Raw genomic sequence first — 14,780 nt, forward strand, 5'->3', positions numbered from 1 at the left:
GCCCGGAGGCGGGGTGCGCGCGGGCGAGCCTCAGCGGCTCGCGTGCTCCGCGTTGTAGCGGTCGAGCACGGCGTCGATCGTGGAGTCCAGCACGAGCCGTCCGCCGTCGAGGTAGAGGCCGCGCGTGCAGAAGCGACGCAGGTCGCGCTCGTTGTGCGAGACGAAGAACAGCGTGCGCCCGCCGGCGAGCAGCTCGTCGATGCGGCGGTAGCACTTCTCGCGGAACGCCTTGTCGCCCACGGCGAGCACCTCGTCGACGAGCATGATCGGCTCCTCGAGCTGCGAGATCACGGCGAACGCGATCCGCACCTTCATGCCGCTCGACAGGTGCTTGTACGGGGTGTCGAGGAAGTCGCCGATCTCCGCGAAGCCGATGATCTCGTCGAACTTGGCGTCGATCTGCGCTTTCGACATCCCGTGCAGCCCCGCGGTGAGGTACACGTTGTCGCGCACCGTGAGGTCGTCGACGAAGCCGCCCGTGATCTCGATGAGCGGCGCGACACCGCCGGCCACGGTGACGGAGCCCTCGTCGGGCAGCAGCACCCCGGCGACGAGCTTCAGCAGCGTCGACTTGCCCTGGCCGTTGCGGCCGACGACGCCGATCGCCTCGCCCGGTCGCACGTCGAAGGACACCTCGCGCAGGGCCCAGAACTCGCCCGGGCGGGTGCGGCGCTTGCGGCCCGCGAGAAGGTCCTTGAACGAGCGGCGGCCACGGCGGTTGCGTCGGAACCGGACGCCGAGGGTGCTGACGCGGATCGCGAAGCCGCCCGAGGCGGACCGCTCGCCCGTGGTGCCGTCGGCGGTGACGGAGTGCGTCATCAGATCTCCTTCAGCATCTGGCGCTCGGAGGCGCGGAACACGAGGAGGCCGACGACGAGGAAGGCGATCGACATCAGCGCCGAGATCAGCACCTCGAACCAGATCAGCTGCTGCGGGAAGAACGCGGCGCGGTAGAGCGAGAAGATGCCGGAGAGCGGATTGAACGCGGCCCAGAACTGCACGCCGCTCGGCAGGTCGGTCGTCGCGTAGATGATCGGCGTCGCGTAGAACAAGAAGCGCAGGATGAGCTTCACTGCCCGCTCGAGGTCGCGGAAGAAGACGACGAGCGGCGCCGCGATGAGGCAGATGCCCGCGGTGAGCACGGCCTGGAGCACGATCGCGAGCGGGAAGAAGACGATCTCCCAGCTCGGCGCGGCACCGAAGAGGACCGCGAAGAGCGCGAGCACCGGCAGCGCGAAGAGGAACTCGATGCCCTTGGAGAGCACGATCCGGTTCACCCAGATCGTGCGTGGGATCATCGTCGACCGCACGAGCTTCGCGTCCTTGAGGAACGCGCGGGTGGAGTCGGAGACCGAGCCGTTGAACCACATCCACGGCAGCAGCGCGCTCAGCAGGAAGACGATGTACGGTTCGAAGCCGGCCGAGCGGTCGAAGACCTGGGTGAACACGAACCAGTAGATGCCCGCCATCACGAGCGGGTCGAGCACCGACCAGACGTACCCGAGCACCGAGGTCGAGTACCGCACCTTCAGGTCCCGCGTCGTGAGCAGCCACAGGGAATGCCGGTAGCTGGCGAGCGGCTTCCGGCGCAGCGGATGCACGTCGCCTCCGACGCGAGTGGTGGCAGCAGTCACGCTCTCATCGTAGAGGCGTTCGCCGGGAGAACCGTGCCGGGCCGGCGCGACGGTAGATTTGGAACGTGGCCACTCGCACCAGCACCAGCACCCGGATCCTCCTGAGCTGCGCCGCCATCGGCGTGGCCGGCGGCGTCGTCGCGGGCGGGTCCGGGTACCTCGCGCTCGTGCTCGCGGCGATCGGCCCGATGTTCTACGGCGTGACCATCGGCGTGCACTTCCTGCCGAGCGTCGTCGCCTTCGCCCTGCTGCGCAGGCCGGGCACCGCGCTCCTCGCCGGCCTCATCGCGGGGCTCGTCGGCGCGGCGTTCGCCCCGCAGTGGCTGCCGCGGTTGATCGGCACGGCGCTCCTCGTCGGCGTGCTCGTCGAGCTGCCGTTCCTGCTCACGCGCTACCGCCGGTGGGAGCCCTGGCTCTACTACGCTTCCGGGCTCACCTCGGGCATCGTCATCGCCGTCGTGGTGTACCTCGCGCTCGGTGGGGAGCACTTCCCGGCCTGGATGTGGGCGATCGCGCTGCCCCTCTACGCCGGCAGCCCGGTGCTCTTCACTTGGATCGGGCGGGTCATCGCGCTCCAGCTCGAGCGGGCGGGCGTCGCCCGCGGGCTCCGTTAGACCCCCGCGGCACACCACACGGGGCGGATGCCGTTCGGCATCCGCCCCGTGTCGCTGTGGTGCTGCAGGACGCAGCGTTCCGGATCACACGAAGTGGTTCGCGCGCTCCAGGTCTTCCGCGAAGTCGATCTCGACCGCGTAGAGGTCGGAGACGTCCATCGGCTCGATGAGCAGGCCGTTCTGCTCGATCGCGAGCTCGAGGCCGCGCTCGAAGTAGTCCTGCGCGCCGACGCGCTGCAGCTGGGCGAGGAAGGTGGCCTTGTCGCGGCTCGAGATGTAGTTGATGCCGACCGCCTCGCCGAGGCCGCCCTTGACGGTCTTCGAGAGCTCCTTGATGTAGCCCTCGGCGGTGGTGGTGTACTTCACCTCTTCATCGGACACCTTCGCGGTGTTCACCGTGACGAAGGACTGGTCGCGGGCGATGAGCGCGACGGCGCGGTCGAGGATGCGCGGGTCGAAGACGACGTCGCCGTTCATCCACAGCACGCCCCCGCTCTGCGACGCCTGCAGGGCGCGCATGAGCGACTTCGAGGTGTTCGTCTGGTCGTACTCCTCGTTGTAGACGAAGGACGCCTGCGGGAACGCCTCGATGATGTGCTCGAGTTTGTAGCCGACGACGATCGTCACATCGGCGTCGCCGCCGAAGGCGTGGCCGATGTTGTCGAACTGCTGGCCCATGATGGTGCGGCCGTCGCCGAGCTCGGTGAGCGGCTTGGGGAGGGAACGCCCGAGCCGGCTCCCCATGCCGGCTGCGAGGATCACGATCTGCGTGGTCACTGCATCTCCTTCGGTGGTGCGGGTGCCGAGACGATCGGTCGCGATGGGCCCGCTCGGGGCCGATCGAAACCTCGTGTTCGCCTTCGGTTCACCCGGAAGTTCACATTGGGACACGCCGTTATGCCGGGACCAGCGTATCCGGTGTCACCCGTCCGGGGCGGGCTGCGCCGAGGAGTCGTAGTGCGATCGTGATACGCCGCACAGGGAATGCTCAGTTTCCGGAGGGGGCGCGAACCGCCACAGGACACGGATCCAGCGCCGGCAGTTGGTAGGTTTGCTGGGTGACTTCCGTTTCTCGCTCCGATTCGACCGACGAGGCTCCCGAAGGCACCGGCACGGGGGTGTCCGCGCAGGCCGACCACGGGGAGTCGACGTCGGCCGCGCCCGCGCGGGCGAAGGGCGCCACGGCCCCGAAGCGACCTGCGGCCGCGAAGAAGAAGGCGGCGAAGTCCACGGCCGCCGGCTCGGCCGAGGCCGCCGCGAAGAGCGCGAAGCGTTCGGAGGCGGCGAAGCGGGCCGCGGCGACCCGCGCCGCCCGCAAAGCGGAGGCGGCGAAGGCCGAAGCCGCCCGGCAGCAGAGCGGCGAGGAGACTGAGACCGCGAGCGAACCGGCACCCGCGTCGAAGCGCTCGGGCGCCTCGAGGAGCGCCTCGAGTCGAGCGACCGCCGAGCGCACGAGCGCGGCGAGCTCCGCGCGGGCCGCGAAGAGCGCTGCGAAGGCGGACGCCCCGGCGTCGCCCGCCGCGCGATCCCGCTCGACCAGCAGTGTGAGCGCCAAGCGCCAGGCGCTCCGTGCGGCCGCCGCGGTCACCACCGACACCACCGCGGCCGAGCGCCCCAAGAAGCCGGTCGAGCCCGAGGCGAGCGAAGCTGCCGCGGTCGTCGCGGTGGCCGAGACCATCCTCGAGCCCGAGACGGTCGCCGATTCGAGCGCGGTCGACGAGGAGACCCGGGAGCGGGTCCCCTCCGCCGCGCCGGTCGCCGATGCCGTGGTCGACGATCGCGTCGACGAGGAGACCCGCGAGCGCGTCGTCCCGGAGCCGCCGGCCGAGGCGGAGGCGGGCGAGCGCGCCCCCGACGTCGCGGTCGCCGTCATCCCCGCGCCGGCGAAGAAGGCGAGCCGCAAGAAGCGCACGCTCCGCGTCGCCCGCGAGGCGCCGCCCGAGAGCGCGGACCGTGTGCTCGTGGTCGACTCGCTCGTGAAGCGCTTCGGCGACAAGACCGCGGTCGACCGGATCTCGCTGCAGGTGCGCGCCGGCTCGTTCTTCGGCGTCGTCGGCCCGAACGGGGCGGGCAAGACGACCACCCTCTCGATGGTGACCGGGCTGCTGCGGCCCGACGAGGGCACGGTGCGCATCCACGACATCGATGCCTGGGCCGACCCCGAGGCGGCCAAGCGGGCGACCGGTGTCCTGCCAGACCGGCTCCGGCTCTTCGACCGCCTCACCGGCGGGCAGCTGCTCCACTACTCCGGCATCCTCCGCGGCCTCGACGCGCGCACGGTCCGCGAGCGCAGCGCCGACCTCATCGCGGCCTTCGGACTCGACGACGCCGTCGACCGGCTGGTCGCCGACTACTCGGCGGGCATGACGAAGAAGATCGCGCTCGCGTGCGCGATGATCCACTCGCCGCGCCTGCTCGTGCTCGACGAACCGTTCGAGTCCGTCGACCCGGTCTCGGCGGCGAACCTCACCGAGATCCTCGAACGGTACGTCGCCGGTGGCGGCACGGTCGTGCTCTCGAGCCACGGCATGGACCTCATCGAGCGGGTCTGCGACTCGGTCGCGGTCGTCGTCGGCGGCAAGGTGCTCGCCGCCGGCACGCTCGACGAGGTGCGCCAGGGCGAGACCCTGGAAGATCGATTCGTCGCGCTCGCCGGTGGGCGCAAGGCAGCGGAAGGCATGGAATGGTTGCACAGTTTCTCGGACTGAAGCTGCGCCTCCTCGCCAACATCTTCCGACGCAGCCCCTGGCAGGTCGTCGGCATCGTGGTGGGGCTCGTCTACGGGCTCGGCATCGCGGGTCTGCTCTTCTTCGTGCTCGTCGCTCTGCGGTTCGTCGACGACGTCTCGGTCATCCGCGACGCGCTCGTCGTGGCGGGCTCGGCGACGGTCGTCGGCTTCATCGTCTTCCCGCTGATCTTCGGGGTCGACGACACGATGGATCCGCGCAAGTTCGCGCTGTTCGGCATCCCCGGACGGCGACTGGCGATCTCGCTCGCCGTGGCCGCCCTGATCGGCATCCCCGCGTTCGTGCTCGGCATCGTGCTGCTCGGCAGCGTGGTGACCTGGTCGCGCGGCGTGGGGGAGACGATCCTCGCGATCCTCTCGGCCGCGCTGGCCTTCGCGACCTGCCTGCTGCTCGCGCGCGTCGCGACGGCGGTCGCCTCGTTCCTGCTCGCCACACGCCGGGCGCGGGAACTGACCGGCGTCCTCGGCCTGCTGCTCGTCGTGGCGGCCTCGCCGGTGATCGTCGCCCTGACGACCGTCGACTGGGCGCGTGAGGGACGGCAGGTGCTCGAGGGGCTCGCCGGATGGCTGGGCTGGACGCCGCTCGGCGCCGCGTTCGCGGTCCCGGGTGATGCGGCCAACGGTGACTGGGGCGTCGCCGTGCTGAAGCTCCTCATCGCCGTGGCCACGCTCGCCCTGCTCGGGCTCGGCTGGATCCGCCTCGTCGAGACGATGCTCGTCACCCCGGAACGCGAGGGGGCGTCGAAGAGCTACCGCGGGCTCGGCTGGTTCGATCGGCTGCCGCAGAACGCGAGCGGCGCGGTCGCCGCGCGCAGCTTCACCTACTGGTTCCGCGACGCACGGTACTGGGTGTCGATCGTCATGGTGCCGCTCGCGCCGGTCATCTTCATCATCGCCTTCAGCATCGTCGGCGTGCCGATGGAGTACCTCGGGCTCGCCCCGGTGCCGCTGATGTGCCTGTTCCTCGGGTGGTCCCTGCACAACGACACGGCCTACGACTCGACCGCGATCTGGTTGCACGTCGTCTCCGGAGTCCGCGGCACCGCCGACCGGTTCGGCCGCCTCGTACCCGTGATCGTGCTCGGCGTCGTCGTGATCGGGCTCGGCAGCGCGCTGACCGTGTTCGTGCTCGACGACTGGCGCCCGTTGCCGTCGCTCATCGGCGTGTCCACGGTGCTGCTCCTCTCCGGTCTCGGCATCGGCTCGGTCACCTCGGCGCGCTTCCCGTATCCGGCGGTGAAGCCCGGCGACAGCCCGTTCCAGCAGCCGCAGTCGACCGGCAGCCTCTCCTCGCTCGTGCAGTCGATCACGATGTTCGGCTCGCTGATCGTGGCCGCCCCGGCCGTCGCGTTCGCGCTCCTCGGCGTCTTCGCCGATCCGAGCTGGCATCTGGCCGCCTTCCTCTCGGGCACCGTGCTGGGGCTCGTCGTGATCGTCGCGGGCGTCTGGCTCGGCGGTCGGGTCTTCGATCGTCGCGGGCCGGAGATCCTCGCCGCAGCCATCCGCGCGTAGCTCGCCCAGCGGCCCGGAGGCTCCGACGGGCGCGTAGAATCGAGCGCATGATCCACCCCGTGCACGCGAGCATCGCCGACCCCGGCCAGCCCGGAGGCGGCACCGACGTCCTCGACCGGGAGCTCGAGAAGCTCCTCGAAGAGGAGCTCATCGAGCCCGGCGACCACGAGCGCTTCTCGCACTACGTGCCGAAGGACAAGATCCTCGAGTCGGCGATCACCGGCAAGCCCGTCAAGGCGCTCTGCGGCAAGAAGTGGACTCCGGGCCGCGACCCGGAGAAGTTCCCGGTCTGCCCCGCCTGCAAGGCGATCTACGAGAAGATGCGCGGCGAGTAGCATCCGGCCGCAGCCGGTTGGGGCCGAGCGGCCTCGTCGCCGGCCTCAGCGGTAGTTCGTCGGGATGACGGCCTCACCGCGCCCGAGCCGGAACGCCTCGATCGGCAGCTCCTGCATGACCTCGGCCCGGTGCGCCCGGGCCGCCTCGGTGCCCGCGCGGCCGGTGTACGCCGCATCCGCGACGCCGTCCACCATCAACGGCACCATCAGCGGTCGCAGCTCGTCGCCGGCCTCGAACTCGGCTTCGCCGCCAGGCCCGTCGCCGACGAAGACGAGCTCCTCGCGCGCCGTGCGCGTGGAGTCGAGCCGGCGCGCCGCGTTCTTGCGTCCGCCCACGCTCGCCTTCTGCGACGAAGCTTTCGCGACGGCGATCCAGTCGCCGGCGTCGTCCCGCCGCGCGACGAGCTTGTAGACCATGCCGGCGGCCGGGAAACCGGAGCCGGTGACGACCGAGGTGCCGACGCCGTAGGAGTCGACCGGCGCGCCGGAGAGCCCGGCGATCGTGAACTCGTCGAGGTCGCTCGTGACGGTGATCTTCGTGTTCACGGCGCCGAGCGAGTCGAGCTGCTCGCGCACCGCGGCGACCACGGTGGGCAGGTCGCCCGAGTCGATGCGCACCGCGCCGAGCTCGGGGCCGGCGACGGCGACGGCGAGCTCGACGCCCTTCGCGATGTCGTAGGTGTCGACGAGCAGCGTCGTGGAGGGGCCGAAGGCGTCCACCTGGGCGCGGAACGCCTGCTCCTCGGTGTCGTGCAGCAGCGTGAACGCATGCGCCGCGGTGCCCATGGTGGGGATGCCCCAGGTGCGGCCCGCCTCGAGGTTCGAGGTGGCGTCGAAGCCGGCGATGTAGGCGGCGCGAGCGGCCGCGACGGCCGAGCGCTCGTTCGTGCGCCGCGAGCCCATCTCGGCGAGGGGGCGGCCGAGCGCGACGGAGACCATGCGCGCTGCGGCACTCGCGACGGAGGAATCGTAGTTGAGCGTCGACAGCACGAGCGTCTCGAGCATGACCGCTTCGGCGAAGCTCGCCTGGATCGTCAGCAGAGGAGAGCCCGGGAAGTACGCCTCGCCCTCGCGGTACCCCCAGACGTCGCCTGCGAAGCGGTAGTCGGCGAGCCAGTCGAGCGTCGCCGGGCGCACCACCTCGTGCTCCCGGAGCCATTCGAGCTCGGCATCCTCGAAGCGGAAGCGCTCGATGAGCTCGAGCAGCCGCCCGGTGCCGGCGACGACGCCGTAGCGGCGGCCGTCGGGGAGTCGTCTCGCGAACGCCTCGAAGAGCGACTCCCGGTGGGCGGTGCCGTCGAGGAGGGCGGCATCCACCATGGTGAGTTCGTAGCGGTCGGTGAAGAGCGCAGCTGAGCCGGTCACGAAGGAGAGCCTAGTTGCTCGCGCGGGGGATGCCGAGGCATCCGCTCCCGGTGGCGCAGCGCCGCGCGCGCCGCTCGCCTAAGCTTGATCCTCGTGACGGACGCGCCGATCGGGATCTTCGACTCTGGGGTCGGCGGGCTCACCGTCGCCCGGGCGGTGAAGGATCAGCTGCCGAACGAGTCGATCCTCTACGTCGGCGACCTGGAGCACTCGCCCTACGGGCCCAAGCCGATCGCCGACGTGCGCCGCTACGCGCTCGCCGTGCTCGACGACCTCGTCGCCCAGGGCGTCAAGATGCTGGTCATCGCCTGCAACACCGCCTCCGCCGCCATGCTCCGCGACGCCCGCGAGCGCTACGACGTCCCCGTCGTCGAGGTCATCCAGCCGGCGGTGCGCCGGGCGGTCGCCGCCACGAAGTCCGGGCGGGTCGGGGTCATCGGCACGGCCGGCACCGTGCAGTCCCGCGCCTACGACGACGCCTTCGCCGCCGCGCCGCACCTGCAGCTGTTCAGCCAGGCCTGCCCGCGCTTCGTCGAGTTCGTCGAGGCCGGGGTGACCACGGGCGAGGAGGTGCTCTCGGTCGCCGAGGAGTACCTGGCGCCGCTGAAGCGCGCCGAGATCGACACGCTCGTGCTCGGCTGCACCCACTACCCCTTCCTGAAAGGCGCGATCTCGTACGTCATGGGCGAGGGCGTCACCCTCGTCTCGAGCGACGTCGAGACCGCGAACGACGTCTACCGGGTGCTCGTCTCGACGGGCACCGAGCGGCGCGCCGACACGCCGCCCACGCACCGCTACGAGGCCACGGGGGAGTCCACGAGCGCCTTCCTCGACCTCGCCAACCGTCTCATCGGTCCGGAGATCCCGAGCGTCGAGCTCGTGCAGACCGGCTCGATCGCCCTGCCGCACCGTTCCGAATGGAGAACCTCGTGACCGACACCTCAGCCATCGTCCGCGCCGACGGGCGCACGCCGGACCAGCTCCGCGAGGTCACCATCGAACGCGGCTGGAGCGCGCACGCCGAGGGCAGCGCGCTGATCTCCTTCGGCGGCACGAAGGTGCTCTGCACCGCGAGCTTCACGAACGGCGTGCCGCGCTGGCTCACGGGCAAGGGCACCGGCTGGGTCACCGCCGAGTACTCGATGCTGCCGCGCTCGACGAACACCCGCAACGACCGCGAATCGGTCAAGGGCCGCATCGGCGGCCGCACGCACGAGATCAGCCGGCTCATCGGCCGCAGCCTCCGCGCCGTCATCGACACGAAGGCGCTCGGCGAGAACACCGTCGTCATCGACTGCGACGTGCTGCAGGCCGACGGCGGCACCCGCACCGCGGCGATCACGGGCGCGTACGTCGCGCTCGCCGACGCGGTCGAGTGGGCCCGCACCAAGAAGTTCATCGGACAGAAGTCGACCCCGCTTATCGACACGGTCTCGGCCGTCTCGGTCGGCATCATCGACGGCACGCCCATGCTCGACCTCGCCTACGTCGAGGACGTCCGCGCCGAGACCGACATGAACGTCGTCGCCACCGGCCGCGGCCTCTTCGTCGAGGTGCAGGGCACCGCGGAGGGCGCGCCGTTCGACCGCCGCGAGCTCGATGCGCTCCTCGACCTCGCCCTCGGCGGCAACGCCGAGCTCGCCGCGCTCCAGGTCGCGGCGCTCGCCGCGGGCCGCGAGGCGGCCGACGCGTGAGCGGCACCGACGCGCTCGAGGTCGTGCTCGCGACGCACAACGCGCACAAGGTCGCCGAGTTCCAGCGGATCCTGGGGGAGCGGATGCCGCAGCTCCAGGTGCTCGGCTACGACGGGCCCGAGCCCGTCGAGGACGGCACGAGCTTCGCCGCGAACGCCCTGATCAAGGCGCGGGCCGCCGCAGAGCACACGGGGCGCATCGCGCTCGCTGACGACTCGGGCATCGCGGTCGACGTCATGGGCGGCTCGCCCGGCATCTTCTCGGCCCGCTGGGCGGGGCACGGGGCGGGCGACGAGGCGAACCGCACCCTGCTGCTCGCGCAGCTCGCCGACGTGCGTCGGCCGAACCGGGCGGCTTCGTTCCACTGCACCATCGCGCTCGTCGTGCCGGCCGCGCTCGCCGGCACCGAGGAGCCGGTCGAGATCGTCGTCGACGGCACCTGGCCGGGGCAGGTGGCCTACGAGCCGCGCGGCTCGCACGGTTTCGGCTACGACCCGGTGTTCGAGCCCGAGGGCCACGAGATCACCGCGGCCGAGCTGCTGCCCGAGCAGAAGAATGCGATCAGCCACCGGGCGCGGGCCTTCGAGGCGCTCATCCCCGAGCTCGAGCGGATCGCTGCGTCGCTCGGCTGAGAACGCTATTCATTCCCACTTCTATCTTGGGCTGACCAGGGAATTCTCGCCTAAGCTCGAGGTGATGGCACACGATCACTCCCACGACCACGCCCAGGGGGCGAACCGCACGCGACTCATCGTCGCGATCGCGATCATCGGCGCATTCCTCGTCGCGCAGCTGATCGGCGGCCTGCTGAGCGGCTCGCTCGCGCTGCTCGCCGATGCCGGGCACATGGCGAGCGATCTGCTCGGCCTCGTCGTGGCCCTCGTCGCGGCGATCGTGGCGGCCCGGCCGGCGACCGACCGGCAGACCTACGGGTTCCGGCGCTTCGAGGTCTTCGGGGCGCTCGTCAACGGCCTGATCCTCCTCGGGGTCGCCGTCTCCGTCGCGATCAGTGCCGTCGGTCGCCTGATCTCCGGAGCGGACGGGGAGGCGCACGAGGTGCAGGGCGGGCTCATGCTCGTCGTGGCGATCCTCGGCCTCGCGGCGAACATCGCGGCGATGCTGGTGCTCCGCAGCGGAGCGAAGGACTCGATCAACCTGCGCGGCGCCTACCTCGAGGTGCTCGGCGACACGATCGGGTCGGCGCTCGTGATCGTCGCCGCGGTCGTCATCCTCCTCACCGGCTGGAACGCGGCCGACGCGCTCGCTTCGCTCGCGATCGCGGCCCTCATCATCCCGCGGGCGCTCATCCTGCTCCGAGACGTCGCGCACGTGCTGAGCGAGTCCGCACCGGCCGACACCGATGTGGCCGAGATCCGCGAGCACATCCTGCGGACCCGCGGCGTGGTGGCGGTCCACGATGTGCACGTCTGGCAGATCACCTCGGGGCAGCCGGTGTTCACGGCGCACGTCGAGGTCGAGCCCGAGGTGTTCGAGTCCGGCCGCACGGGGGAGCTGCTCGACGAGCTGGGCGGATGCCTCACCGCGCACTTCGACGTCGAGCACTCGACCTTCCAGCTGGAGCCCGCGGGACGCGCCGGGCAGGAGCAGGGCTCGCACCGCTAGTCGCGGTGCGGCGCGGCAGGCGCCTTGGAGCTACTGCTCCTCGTGGCGCGGGCCGCGCTCGAACACGTCCTGGTCGAGCACGAGCTGCTCCGCCTCGTCCTCGTCGGTGACGACGTCCTCGCCGGCGGCTGCGGCGCGCTTCGCCTTGCGGGCCGACTGGAAGTAGTGCCAGAGCGTCGGGATGAGGGTGAGTACGACGGCGCCGATGAGGATGACGTCGATGTAGCTCTGCACGAAGTCCGCGACCGGCGGGATGTAGCCGATCAGGAAGCCGAAGTACGTGAGGCCGACACCCCAGATGAGGGCGCCGATGAGGTTGTAGAGCGTGTACTTGCGGTAGTTCATGTGGCCGACGCCGGCCGCGACGGGCGTGAATGTGCGCACGATCGGCACGAAGCGCGCGAGGATGACCGCGAGGGCGCCGAACCGGTCGAAGAAGGCGTTCGTGCGTTCGACGTTCTTCACGCTGAACAGCCCCGACTCTTTTCGTTCGAAGATGCGGGGACCGAACTTGTGCCCGATCAGATAGCCGACTTCTCCGCCGACGAATGCCGCGAGGCCGATCGCGAGGCAGACCCACCAGATGTCGACGCCGAACACGAGACTCGTGTGCGTGAGGAGGCCCGAGATGATGAGCAGCGTGTCGCCCGGCAGCAGGAAGCCGACGAGCAGGCCGGTCTCGGCGAACACGATCAGGCACACGACGACGAGGGCCCAGGGGCCGGCCGCGGCGATGATGTTCTCCGGGTCGAGCCAGGGGATGAGTGCGGTGTGCATCACGGGAAAGCTCCAGTCGTCGGGCACGGGTCGACGTGCCGCGGCGTGCAGTGTCGATGCAGTCTACCCACGCGGCCCGCTCGCCAGCCGCGTGCGCGGTGGGAAATCATCCCCTCGTAGGGGTGCGGGGTCATCCCGTCGTATGAGGGCGGGCGATCAGGCGTCGAGCGCCTCGAAGATCGCCCCGTTGAAGCGGAACGAGGCGCGCACCTCGTCGATGAGGGCGTCGACCTCTTCGGCCGAGAGTCGGAGCTCGTTCATGGCGGTGCGGTAGCGGCGCTTGTACTGCACCGGTCCGCCCTCGAGGTCGAAGGAGTAGAAGCCGAGCTGCTCCGGGGTGGCGCCGTAGTGGCGGGCCACGAGCGCGGCGATCGCCTGGCCGCCGGAGAGGTCGCCGAGGTAGCGCGTGTAGTGGTGCGCGAGGTAGCGCACGTCGTCGTCGGCGAGGCTGCGGAGGTGCGCCGCGTAGTCGGCGGTGGCCGGCAGCGCGGGGTGCGTCTCGCGCCAGTCCGGGGCGCCGAGCGCGGCGAGGTCGGCGTCGATCGCCGCCATCCGGGCGAGTGCCGGGTCGAAGACCTCCGGGTCGTCGGCGCGGGCGCCGCGGGCCTCGAGCGCCTCGTAGATCCAGGCGAGCTGGGCGAGGTAGCGCGTGTAGTCGTCGAGCGAGCGCTCGCCGCGCATCAGTTCCACGATGAAGCCGCGGGTCTCGGTCGCGCGGTGGTCGTCGGCCGAAGCGGCGCGGACCAGGGCGGCGACGTCGAGGGGATCGGCGGCGGTCTCGCGGTCGATGACGGGCGTAGCAGTCGACATGGTGACCCTCGGGTTTCTCGAAAGGATAGGCAAGGGTTACCTTACCGTGCGGGACTCGGGATCGCACCCGGGATGTCGGTGGGGAGCGATAGCTTCACCGCATGCGCTACGGATTCATCTTCCCCGGCACCGATCCCGAGCTCGCGGTGGAGCTCGCCGAGCTGGCCGAGCAGCACGGCTGGCACGGCTTCTTCGTGTGGGAGGGCATCTGGGCTCCCGACCCCTGGGCCATCCTCGCCGCTGCGGCCGTGCGCACCTCGACGATCCGCCTCGGTACGATGCTGACGCCGGTGCCGCGCCGCCGACCGTGGGAGCTGGCGGGGCAGACCATGACCGTCGACCGGCTCTCGAAGGGCCGCGTCGTGCTCTCGGCCGGCCTCGGCGTGCCCGAGGAGGTCGAGGAGCGGTTCTGGATCTTCGAGCACGACCCCGGCCGACGCGTGCGCGCCGAGCAGCTCGACGAGACGCTCGAGCTGCTGCCGAAGCTCTGGCGCGGCGAGCCCTTCGCCTACGAGGGACGCCACTTCACCGCCCGCCGCACGGAGGAGATGCTGCCGCCGCCGACGGTGCAGCAGCCCGGGGTGCCGATCTGGGCCGTCGGGCTCTGGCCGAGCCAGAAGTCGATGCGGCGGGTCGCCCAGCTCGACGGCTGGCTGCCGAACTACGCCCCGCCGGGCGAAGGGGTCGCGGGGCCCGACACGCAGCAGCAGGTGTTCACCCCTGAGATCGGGCGCGAGGCCTACGAGTGGCTGCTCGCCGAGCGCGAGCGGCTGGGGCTCGGCGAGCGGCCGTTCGACTGGGTGCAGGAGGGCACGACGGGCGGAGTCGATGCGGCGGCGGATGCCGCGGTCGTGCACCCGTGGGCTGAGGCCGGGGCGAGCTGGTGGCTCGACACGGACTGGTCGGTGCCGGCCGAGCAGATCGAGCAGTATGCGCGAGCGCGTATCGCCGCGGGCCCCCCGACGGAGCCGACCGGCTGAGCGAATGGCGCGCGGGCGACTAGGCTCAGTGCTCGTGCACAGCGCGCGCGCCGCCCGCACCACGCGGGGACTCCTGGTCGCGTCTTCGTCGACCCTGCTCGCTTCGCTCGCGCACACCATCGGCGGGGGAAGCCCGCCCGGCTTCGTCGCTCTCGCGGTGGCCCTCGCATTCTCGGTGCCGTTCGGCATCCTGATGGTCGGCCGCGGTGCGCGCTGGCCCGGCGCCGCGATCGCCGCGGTGGTGGCGCAGCTCACCTTGCACGTCACGTTCTCGCTGTCGGCGGGAAGTTCGCCGAGCGGCATCGTCGCGGGCGCCGACCCGCACGCCCTGCACGGAGCGGCCGGGACCGTGAGCCGTGACGCCTGGCTCGCCGTCGCCGGCACCGGGCAGTTCGGGCACGGCGAGCACTTCGGTGCGGCCATGCCCGTCGCGCACCTCCTCGCCGCCGTGCTCGCGGTCGTCAGCATCGCGGTGGCCGACCGTGCCGTTCGGGCGCTCGGCCGGGTGGCGCGCGGCGCCCTCGTCGCCGTCGCCCTGCTCGTCGTGGCGCCCGTGGAAGCGCCGGCGCGGGTCGCGAGCCCGGCCGAGCACCCGTGGCGCCTGCCGGTGCTTCGCCGTCTCGCCGCGATCGTGGTGCGGCGCGGGCCGCCGTGCGGAGTCTGCGCCGCTTGATCGGCGCACGCTTCCAT

The 14,780-nt window shown here is 71.3% G+C and carries 17 protein-coding genes; 10 read left to right on the forward strand and 7 right to left on the reverse strand.

Annotated elements, in window-relative coordinates; translation table 11 throughout:
- Positions 1 to 30: 30 nt before the first annotated feature.
- Complete coding sequence (locus QSJ60_RS09125) at positions 31 to 819, reverse strand: ABC transporter ATP-binding protein (RefSeq protein ID WP_230762871.1); 789 nt, start codon at positions 817 to 819, stop codon at positions 31 to 33.
- Positions 819 to 1,592 (reverse strand): ABC transporter permease, encoded by a 774-nt coding sequence (locus QSJ60_RS09130; protein WP_229781646.1) that lies wholly within the window; start codon positions 1,590 to 1,592, stop codon positions 819 to 821. Before QSJ60_RS09130 ends, QSJ60_RS09125 begins: the two co-directional genes overlap by 1 nt.
- Positions 1,593 to 1,699: 107 nt before the next feature.
- Between QSJ60_RS09130 and QSJ60_RS09135 the strand changes: the two genes are divergently transcribed.
- A complete protein-coding gene (locus QSJ60_RS09135) occupies positions 1,700 to 2,248 on the forward strand; it encodes an ECF transporter S component (protein WP_285463393.1) in 549 nt (182 codons plus the stop codon).
- An 84-nt stretch (positions 2,249 to 2,332) separates the two neighbouring features.
- Here the strand turns inward: QSJ60_RS09135 and QSJ60_RS09140 are convergent, their stop codons facing one another.
- Positions 2,333 to 3,025: a phosphocholine cytidylyltransferase family protein gene (locus QSJ60_RS09140; protein ID WP_189084636.1), complete on the reverse strand. Its 693-nt coding sequence runs from the start codon at positions 3,023 to 3,025 to the stop codon at positions 2,333 to 2,335.
- A 211-nt stretch (positions 3,026 to 3,236) separates the two neighbouring features.
- Positions 3,237 to 3,803 carry a hypothetical protein gene (locus QSJ60_RS09145; RefSeq protein ID WP_285463394.1) on the reverse strand — a complete coding sequence of 189 codons (567 nt, stop codon included), beginning with the start codon at positions 3,801 to 3,803 and terminating at the stop codon, positions 3,237 to 3,239.
- Between QSJ60_RS09145 and QSJ60_RS09150 the strand changes: the two genes are divergently transcribed.
- Genes QSJ60_RS09150 through QSJ60_RS09160 form a run of 3 tightly spaced genes read left to right on the forward strand, consistent with a single transcriptional unit; the run spans position 3,793 to position 6,841 of the window.
- Positions 3,793 to 4,956, forward strand: a complete 1,164-nt coding sequence (locus QSJ60_RS09150; RefSeq protein WP_285463395.1) for an ABC transporter ATP-binding protein — start codon at positions 3,793 to 3,795, stop codon at positions 4,954 to 4,956. The two genes, QSJ60_RS09145 and QSJ60_RS09150, sit on opposite strands and share 11 nt — an antisense overlap.
- Positions 4,932 to 6,506: a hypothetical protein gene (locus QSJ60_RS09155; RefSeq protein ID WP_285463396.1), complete on the forward strand. Its 1,575-nt coding sequence runs from the start codon at positions 4,932 to 4,934 to the stop codon at positions 6,504 to 6,506. The genes QSJ60_RS09150 and QSJ60_RS09155 overlap by 25 nt, the downstream gene beginning before the upstream one ends.
- Positions 6,507 to 6,553: 47 nt before the next feature.
- Complete coding sequence (locus tag QSJ60_RS09160) at positions 6,554 to 6,841, forward strand: DUF3039 domain-containing protein (RefSeq protein ID WP_189084639.1); 288 nt, start codon at positions 6,554 to 6,556, stop codon at positions 6,839 to 6,841.
- A 45-nt stretch (positions 6,842 to 6,886) separates the two neighbouring features.
- On the opposite strand, the gene QSJ60_RS09165 is transcribed toward QSJ60_RS09160, so the two are convergent.
- Complete coding sequence (locus QSJ60_RS09165) at positions 6,887 to 8,206, reverse strand: nicotinate phosphoribosyltransferase (protein WP_285463397.1); 1,320 nt, start codon at positions 8,204 to 8,206, stop codon at positions 6,887 to 6,889.
- Between the two features lie 93 nt (positions 8,207 to 8,299).
- Here QSJ60_RS09165 and murI point away from each other — a divergent pair, with 93 nt between their 5' ends.
- The 4 genes from murI (at position 8,300) to QSJ60_RS09185 (ending at position 11,523) form a co-directional block, all read left to right on the forward strand.
- Positions 8,300 to 9,139 (forward strand): glutamate racemase, encoded by an 840-nt coding sequence (gene murI, locus QSJ60_RS09170; protein WP_230762881.1) that lies wholly within the window; start codon positions 8,300 to 8,302, stop codon positions 9,137 to 9,139.
- Positions 9,124 to 9,900, forward strand: coding sequence for a ribonuclease PH (gene rph / locus QSJ60_RS09175; RefSeq protein ID WP_502871383.1), 777 nt, complete (start codon positions 9,124 to 9,126; stop codon positions 9,898 to 9,900). Before murI ends, rph begins: the two co-directional genes overlap by 16 nt.
- On the forward strand, positions 9,897 to 10,532 hold the full coding sequence (rdgB, locus tag QSJ60_RS09180) for an RdgB/HAM1 family non-canonical purine NTP pyrophosphatase (RefSeq protein ID WP_285463399.1): 636 nt from the start codon (positions 9,897 to 9,899) through the stop codon (positions 10,530 to 10,532). The genes rph and rdgB overlap by 4 nt, the downstream gene beginning before the upstream one ends.
- 64 nt (positions 10,533 to 10,596) lie before the next feature.
- Entirely contained in the window at positions 10,597 to 11,523 is a 927-nt protein-coding gene (locus QSJ60_RS09185) for a cation diffusion facilitator family transporter (RefSeq protein ID WP_285463400.1), read from the forward strand.
- Positions 11,524 to 11,553: 30 nt separating this feature from the next.
- Here QSJ60_RS09185 and QSJ60_RS09190 read toward each other — a convergent pair whose 3' ends face one another.
- Positions 11,554 to 12,300, reverse strand: a complete 747-nt coding sequence (locus QSJ60_RS09190; RefSeq protein ID WP_285463401.1) for a DedA family protein — start codon at positions 12,298 to 12,300, stop codon at positions 11,554 to 11,556.
- A gap of 156 nt (positions 12,301 to 12,456) precedes the next feature.
- A complete protein-coding gene (locus QSJ60_RS09195; protein ID WP_285463402.1) occupies positions 12,457 to 13,110 on the reverse strand; it encodes a biliverdin-producing heme oxygenase in 654 nt (217 codons plus the stop codon).
- A 101-nt stretch (positions 13,111 to 13,211) separates the two neighbouring features.
- On the opposite strand from QSJ60_RS09195, the gene QSJ60_RS09200 reads away from it, so the two are divergent.
- Both QSJ60_RS09200 and QSJ60_RS09205 read left to right on the forward strand, forming a co-directional pair.
- Positions 13,212 to 14,090, forward strand: coding sequence for an LLM class flavin-dependent oxidoreductase (locus QSJ60_RS09200; RefSeq protein WP_285463403.1), 879 nt, complete (start codon positions 13,212 to 13,214; stop codon positions 14,088 to 14,090).
- A 34-nt stretch (positions 14,091 to 14,124) separates the two neighbouring features.
- Positions 14,125 to 14,763, forward strand: a complete 639-nt coding sequence (locus QSJ60_RS09205; RefSeq protein ID WP_285463404.1) for a hypothetical protein — start codon at positions 14,125 to 14,127, stop codon at positions 14,761 to 14,763.
- Positions 14,764 to 14,780 lie beyond the last annotated feature (17 nt).

The organism is Agromyces sp. NBRC 114283 (genome assembly GCF_030268405.1).
Lineage (GTDB): Bacteria > Actinomycetota > Actinomycetes > Actinomycetales > Microbacteriaceae > Agromyces > Agromyces mediolanus.

Coding starts and splice junctions, on each gene's coding strand:
- QSJ60_RS09160 (WP_189084639.1), top strand. CDS start 6,554: ATGATCCACCCCGTGCACGCGAGCATCGCCGACCCCGGCCAGCCCGGA.
- QSJ60_RS09190 (WP_285463401.1), bottom strand. CDS start 12,300: ATGCACACCGCACTCATCCCCTGGCTCGACCCGGAGAACATCATCGCC.
- QSJ60_RS09185 (WP_285463400.1), top strand. CDS start 10,597: ATGGCACACGATCACTCCCACGACCACGCCCAGGGGGCGAACCGCACG.
- QSJ60_RS09195 (WP_285463402.1), bottom strand. CDS start 13,110: ATGTCGACTGCTACGCCCGTCATCGACCGCGAGACCGCCGCCGATCCC.
- rph (WP_502871383.1), top strand. CDS start 9,124: ATGGAGAACCTCGTGACCGACACCTCAGCCATCGTCCGCGCCGACGGG.
- QSJ60_RS09125 (WP_230762871.1), bottom strand. CDS start 819: ATGACGCACTCCGTCACCGCCGACGGCACCACGGGCGAGCGGTCCGCC.
- QSJ60_RS09155 (WP_285463396.1), top strand. CDS start 4,932: ATGGTTGCACAGTTTCTCGGACTGAAGCTGCGCCTCCTCGCCAACATC.
- QSJ60_RS09200 (WP_285463403.1), top strand. CDS start 13,212: ATGCGCTACGGATTCATCTTCCCCGGCACCGATCCCGAGCTCGCGGTG.